The sequence below is a fragment of the Aequoribacter sp. genome, from assembly GCF_965659035.1.
GTDB lineage: Bacteria > Pseudomonadota > Gammaproteobacteria > Pseudomonadales > Halieaceae > Aequoribacter.
Genome location: NZ_CBFHWH010000108.1, coordinates 1 through 5,947 on the forward strand (window position 1 = coordinate 1; position 5,947 = coordinate 5,947).

Annotated in this window: 7 protein-coding genes; 2 read left to right on the forward strand and 5 right to left on the reverse strand. The window is 52.0% G+C overall.

The annotated features are described in order from the left end of the window. Nucleotides 1–158 precede the first annotated feature (158 nt). From ACTF5Z_RS10970 to ACTF5Z_RS10985, 4 genes are all read right to left on the reverse strand, one after another. Complete coding sequence (locus ACTF5Z_RS10970; protein ID WP_438985667.1) at nucleotides 159–902, reverse strand: SDR family NAD(P)-dependent oxidoreductase; 744 nt, start codon at nucleotides 900–902, stop codon at nucleotides 159–161. 33 nt (nucleotides 903–935) lie between these two features. After that, entirely contained in the window at nucleotides 936–1,874 is a 939-nt protein-coding gene (locus ACTF5Z_RS10975) for a D-hexose-6-phosphate mutarotase (protein WP_438985668.1), read from the reverse strand. Nucleotides 1,875–1,992: 118 nt separating this feature from the next. After that, the gene (locus tag ACTF5Z_RS10980) at nucleotides 1,993–2,808 is read right to left on the reverse strand and encodes an SDR family NAD(P)-dependent oxidoreductase (RefSeq protein WP_423849665.1); all 816 of its coding nucleotides are present in this window, start codon (nucleotides 2,806–2,808) and stop codon (nucleotides 1,993–1,995) included. 22 nt (nucleotides 2,809–2,830) lie between these two features. After that, complete coding sequence (locus ACTF5Z_RS10985; RefSeq protein WP_438985669.1) at nucleotides 2,831–3,898, reverse strand: hypothetical protein; 1,068 nt, start codon at nucleotides 3,896–3,898, stop codon at nucleotides 2,831–2,833. 117 nt (nucleotides 3,899–4,015) lie between these two features. Here ACTF5Z_RS10985 and ACTF5Z_RS10990 point away from each other — a divergent pair, with 117 nt between their 5' ends. Further along, nucleotides 4,016–4,465, forward strand: a complete 450-nt coding sequence (locus ACTF5Z_RS10990; RefSeq protein WP_423854858.1) for an NfeD family protein — start codon at nucleotides 4,016–4,018, stop codon at nucleotides 4,463–4,465. 1 nt (nucleotide 4,466) lies between these two features. Next, on the forward strand, nucleotides 4,467–5,399 hold the full coding sequence (locus ACTF5Z_RS10995; protein ID WP_438985670.1) for an SPFH domain-containing protein: 933 nt from the start codon (nucleotides 4,467–4,469) through the stop codon (nucleotides 5,397–5,399). Between the two features lie 72 nt (nucleotides 5,400–5,471). Here ACTF5Z_RS10995 and ACTF5Z_RS11000 read toward each other — a convergent pair. Continuing rightward, nucleotides 5,472–5,947 (reverse strand): NUDIX domain-containing protein (locus ACTF5Z_RS11000; RefSeq protein ID WP_438985671.1); only part of this gene is annotated, 476 nt, incomplete at its 5' end.

Genomic DNA, 5,947 nt, shown 5'->3' on the forward strand with positions numbered 1-5,947 from the left:
GCTGTCTCAAACGCTTGTAGGCTAAATACGAGGCAGGGCTGCCAAAATCGAAGTAAAAATCCAAGTCCATACGTAATCCTTAAAGGGGCTGGGCGTTGTCATTATTGGTGAGGATAGAGCCACTTCGAGCGAGCTCATATGTATTATATACGCCTGTTTTACCAGGACTCTGACCAAGGCCGAATATCGAGCTCAAAGGTCCATGCATCTCGTGGCTGCTTGTGCAGCATCAGGTAATTATCGGCCAAATGCGAGGGCACAACGAGCCCATCATTGGCTTTTAGCTGAGAGGCTTCAGGCACGTTTTCCATAATCCATGCCGTATCTACGGGGGCATCAATAACAACATGCGCGACGTGAATATTTTTAGGCCCCATCTCTTTAGCCAAGCTTTGCGCCATAGCGCGCAATCCCGCCTTGGCACTGGCGAACGCGCCAAAGCCCGCGGCACCGCGCAGGCTTGCAGTCGCGCCGGTAAATATGATCGTGCCCCGACCGCGCGTCAGCATACGCTGAGCGGCTTCTCGGCCCGTTAAAAATCCACTGAAACACGCCATTTCCCAAATTTTGAAAAACTTGCGGCTGTCGGTATCTACGATCTTCATAGGTACGTTGGCGCCAATATTGAACACAACCACCTCTAGGGCGCCGATGCTCGATTCGACGTGTTCAAATAATCCAATCAATTCGTCTTCTTTACGCGCATCGCAAGTGAAAGCGTGAGCAGTGAGACCTTGCTGGCTCAGTTCCTCGACCAGCGGCGCCAGACGATCGCCGTTTCTGCGCGCCATACAAACGGTATACCCCTCTTGCGCAAAGCGCGTCGCAATCGCGCTGCCTATGGCGTCCCCTGCCCCAACGACTAATACGACCTTGCCTTCATTATCTGATGTACTTTCCATTAAAAATCCTCATGGTCGTTTCCCACCGCTGGCCTAGCTCATAACCACAGAGAGCGAATCGACAGCCTTGGGGTGAATTTTGACCTGCATGGTGTGCGTTTGCCCTGACTCAATCACCCGTGCATCGGATGCCGCGTTAGTCGTTTCTATACAGACCATTTGAGTATACTCATTATCACCAAAGTCATTCATGGCTTTTGATTTTTCGACCCAAGGGTTCCACACCACAGCACTTGCGCTGCCTTCACTGGTTAGCGTGATACTGCGATTCCACGCGGGGTCTAGCAGTGTAATAGGCGACTGAACATCCTCGTAAATACGGTCAACTTCGGCGTTAACCGTAATCGCCTCGCCGGCCGCTGCTTGGCGTTTGAAATTGCTGGGCTTGTCAAGGTAGGTATTATTTTCTAGGCCTTCAATACTGATAGTGCGGCAATCTGAAACTTGGAAGTAGGTGTGCAGGGCTTGGCTTAACGACACGGCCTTATCCGAGCCATTCTCTGTGATCAACGCAATCGTTAGCCATTTACCCACACGAATCTTGGTGCTGAGTCGGATACCTTGCCACTCGGGATACTGCGCCAACGCTTCCGCGGGAAGACTCAGAACAAGCTCGATGACCTCGCAGTCATCACGTTCAATACTGTCTACGCTCCAGAGGTTGCTCCGCGCAAAACCGTGAGCGCCGAAGCCATCGGGATGATCGCCGAACCATGGCCAGCACACGGGTGCCCCGCCCTTGATGCCTTTGCCAAGCTCGAAATACGCAGCGTCGGAGCAAAACAACACGGGCTGCGGCTGGTCTTTACGGCTGAACGATAGTATTTGGCCACCGAGCAATGAGATCTCGGCATCGCAGAAACGGTTACTCACCCGAATAAAGGGTAACCCCCCCTTACCCTCAAAAAAACTCACCTCGGGAAACGAGGCGTATTGATCTTGCAATTCACTTAGAACTTGCGCTGTGCTCATAATCTCATTCCGTGCCTGTGTCACGCGACAACCAATAGGCTGAACACAAAACCACAGCGCAGCAAAATGCTCAAGCCCTCGCGGCCACTCGAGCTTAAAAAATCGACTAAGCTATGACTTAACGATCTTTTGCTTGATTATCTAGGTTCGTAATATCAAAGGCAGGCACATACAGCTGAGGAGTTTTGCCACCATCGACCGGTAAAATGACACCCGTGATGAACGAGGCATCGTCCGACCCCAAAAAGCATATTGCTTTAGCCACTTCCTCCGGGGTTGCCGCTCGTCGCATAGGGATCGAGTCGGTCATAATTTTTTTGACCGCTTCGTTCTTACGCACCGATGCATTAAGCCCAGGGGTATCCACAGCACCCGGAGCGACGACGTTCACACGCACGTTGTAGGGTGCGGCTTCCATTGCAGCGCATTGACTAAACTGATTCAAAGCAGCTTTTGCCGCGCCATAGGCGCCCGAAGCCAAGCCCGCGCGCAAACTGCTTACCGATGAGATATTAACGATCGACCCACTGCCCTGCGGCTGCATGATGCGCAAAGCGGCTTGGACACCGATAAAGACACTGTGCACACCAATGCCAAAGTTCGATTTCCAAGCCTCCAGTGTCTGATCTACAACCATGCCACCAATCACCGAGGGCGCGTTGTTGACCAACAAATCGAGGCGACCATGGCGCTCAGCGGTTTCGTTAATCATGGCCGCAAACGCATCGGTATCGCCTACATCTAAACCATAACCGGTGAAGCTGCCACCCAAAGCCTGAACTTTTTCTTCCAGCTCGTCGAGCTTGGGTTTGCGCCGCGCACAGCTGACGACGTGCGCGCCCTCCGCCGCCAATTGCAGTACTGTACTGCGACCGATACCCATACTACCGCCAGTTACAATGGCGACTTTGCCTTCGAATCGTTTTGCTGTCATTAACGTGTCCTTTAGATGTAGTTCAGTTCGATATCTCAATCAGCGCGCTGCCTTGGGTATGCATGCCTAAGCCGTTTTTGCCCGCAAACACAATGTTGGCCTCAGTCACGCCGTCTACCTTCGTTAATTCTTGGATCTGCCCCTGAAGCGTCATAACGTCGCCCGGCACGTTCGGCGACATCAAACTGAACTTAAGGCTTCTGATTAAGCCGCCCTCACCGGCGCAAGCATTCAAATAGGTGCACACCAGCCCGCTAGTTGTCAGTATGTTCATAAAAATATCGGGCATACCCGCGGCGCGGGCCGCCGGCGCATTGTGGTGCACTGGGATGAAGTCTTGGGTCGCCAGCGCTCCACCAACGATTAAACGGTGTGTAATAGGAAGCTGCCTCTCAGCCAACGCCTGACCAGGCTTAGCGCAACTCCAATCCAACGCCAAAGTGCTAGAATCCAGCATCGTCGGAGTGCTGATATCCACGGTAGCGTCAGTGCTTGGACCCGGCGTCGAAGACGCCGTCTCTACCGCGACAGCCTGATACTGAAAATAAGTGATATTGGCGTAGGCAAATACGTCGGAAGCATCGGTCGTATATTCAACCCGCTCCGTTACAAAATAGCCGACGCCCAGCGATGTGGTCTTTTTGTCGCTAATATTAACAACGGTAGTGTAGTGTCTAGGCCACTCGCCCACCCGTAAATGTCGTAAAAACTCGATGTCATAGCTGACGGCAACATTCAAGTCGTAACCCATGGCACTCATGTCATCAAACACTTGGTAAGGGCGGTCGCTCGTTGAACCGGGCGCATAGCGGTCATAATAGTCACGCATGGTCCACATTTGCATCATAGCCAAGGGCGCGATCTGATCAGGCCCTGGCTGGTAGCGCGCCTGTTGTTCACCCATAACCGAGCACCACTGCCAAATTTGCACCGCACTGACTGGGTTAAATGCAATATAAGGCCCGCGTCGGATACCGGTGAGTGCCGAAAGTTGCTCTTTTTCTGTCATATCCAGATCAAAACCCAAAGTTGAATTCAGATTCAATTGTAGGTTTGATAAGAGACCAGCACAACTTTTGCTGTCATCCATAGCGACTATGCGTCAACGATTTATCGCTTCCAAATGCTGCTCAACGCAAATTCCTCGCTTTTGGACCTAAACAAACGCACACTAGTCGCATCGCTAAAGACGCCATGAGGAGCGAACATGTCAATAGAACTTATCTGGATTGTGCTAGGCATCGTCATGATTCTTGCCGAATTTTTGGTACCCGGCCTTATTGTCATTTTTTTTGGCATCAGCGCCTTAGTCGTTGGTCTTTTGGCTTGGTGGGGCGTACTGACCGACACGACTTACCAACTTTGGCTATTCGGCATTCTGTCCGGTGGACTGCTACTCACGTTGCGCAATCGCTTCAAAGCCTGGTTCAAAGGCGGCAGTCTAGTAGCCGATACCGACACACCCGACGACGACTACATTGGCCACTATGCCACAGTGCTCACTGGTTTTGAGGATGGCAGCACGTTTGGCAAAGTATCTTATCGCGACGCACATTGGGACGCGACGGCGGCAAACGGCGAAGTCGCCAAAGCCGGTGACCGTGTGCTGATTACCGGGCGCAAAGGATCAACTCTTATTGTTCAGAAGGATGCATAATATGGATATTTCTCTGATTTTAGCCATAGGCTTTTCTATTTTTGTCATTATCACGGTCGCGAAAACCGCGCGCATCGTGCCACAGCGCGAGCAATTCGTCATCGAACGTTTGGGCAAGTACTCGCGCACTCTAGACGCGGGTTTCCACATTTTGATTCCATTCTTGGATAAGGTGGCGTACAAGCATTCCATGAAAGAAATCGCCGTTGACGTCGCGCAGCAAACCTGTATCACCCGAGACAATATCCAAGTGGATATTGATGGTGTTATTTACCTTCAGGTCGTTGACGCTCGAGCGGCCAGCTACGGTATTACCGACTATTACTTCGCCACGACACAGCTGGCGCAGACTACGCTGCGGTCCGAGATCGGTAAAATTGAGCTCGATAAAACCTTTGAAGAACGTGATGTCATCAATTCCCGAGTTGTAGAAACGGTTGACAAGGCCGCTGAACCTTGGGGTATTAAAGTACTGCGCTACGAGGTTAAAGACATCATGCCACCCGCGTCGGTCACAGATGCCCTAGAAAAACAGATGCGCGCCGAACGTGAGCGCCGCGCCGTAGTCGCGAAATCTGAAGGCGAACGCCAAGCACAAATCAACGTGTCTGAAGGTGCGAAGCAAGAAATGATCAACCTATCGGAAGGCCAAAAGCTCAAGCAAATCAATGAGGCAGAGGGTAAAGCCAGCGAGATTCGCTTAATTGCTGAAGCAACCGCCCATGGCCTGAGAACAATCGCCGCAGCAATTAACGAAGAAGGTGGCCTAGACGCGGTCAATCTGCGCGTCGCCGAGCAATACGTGAAAGAATTTGGGCAACTCGCCAAAACCAACAATACGCTCATTATCCCATCAAACCTCGGTGACGTAGGCGGCATGGTGGCAACGGTGATGAAATCGATGGAAACTGCGCGCGACGCAAAAACCGCTTAGCAGCGCCAGTGAGCACCTGAATCGGGCCCGATCTGGGGGCCCTTGTGCGTTGCTCAGGGATGCGCTGACTACTCAGTTGACGCGCTCGATGGTATTCACGCCATCGACGTAACGGCCGCGGTAGACTCCGTAAGTGCGCTTGGCATGATCGCGGTAAAACTGACGTGTGGCTTCGATGACCTCGGGGTACGCATATTCTTCCCAAGGTGCTTCTGATTCGTTGCACAATCTAATTTCTAATGCCTCGTCAGAGACTGTTGCCTGAAATTCGTTGAGCTCGCCGTAATACACCAAGTACACCTCGCTGATGGCCGGCAACGAACCCACTAAAAATAAATTCAGTTTGGCTGGGTCCATTACGACCCCGGTTTCCTCAAATAGCTCGCGCGCCGCGGCTTGCTCTGGGGTTTCTCCATTTTCCATAAAACCGGAGGGTTGCGCCCAACAACCCTGCTTAGGTGGGGTCCCGCGCTTGATCCATAACACGCGATCACCCACTGTAGCGATGCACGCAACGATAATCTTGGGATTATCGTATTCGATAAAGT

Coding starts and splice junctions, on each gene's coding strand:
- ACTF5Z_RS10995 (WP_438985670.1), top strand. CDS start 4,467: ATGGATATTTCTCTGATTTTAGCCATAGGCTTTTCTATTTTTGTCATT.
- ACTF5Z_RS10970 (WP_438985667.1), bottom strand. CDS start 902: ATGGAAAGTACATCAGATAATGAAGGCAAGGTCGTATTAGTCGTTGGG.
- ACTF5Z_RS10990 (WP_423854858.1), top strand. CDS start 4,016: ATGTCAATAGAACTTATCTGGATTGTGCTAGGCATCGTCATGATTCTT.
- ACTF5Z_RS10980 (WP_423849665.1), bottom strand. CDS start 2,808: ATGACAGCAAAACGATTCGAAGGCAAAGTCGCCATTGTAACTGGCGGT.
- ACTF5Z_RS10985 (WP_438985669.1), bottom strand. CDS start 3,898: ATGGATGACAGCAAAAGTTGTGCTGGTCTCTTATCAAACCTACAATTG.
- ACTF5Z_RS10975 (WP_438985668.1), bottom strand. CDS start 1,874: ATGAGCACAGCGCAAGTTCTAAGTGAATTGCAAGATCAATACGCCTCG.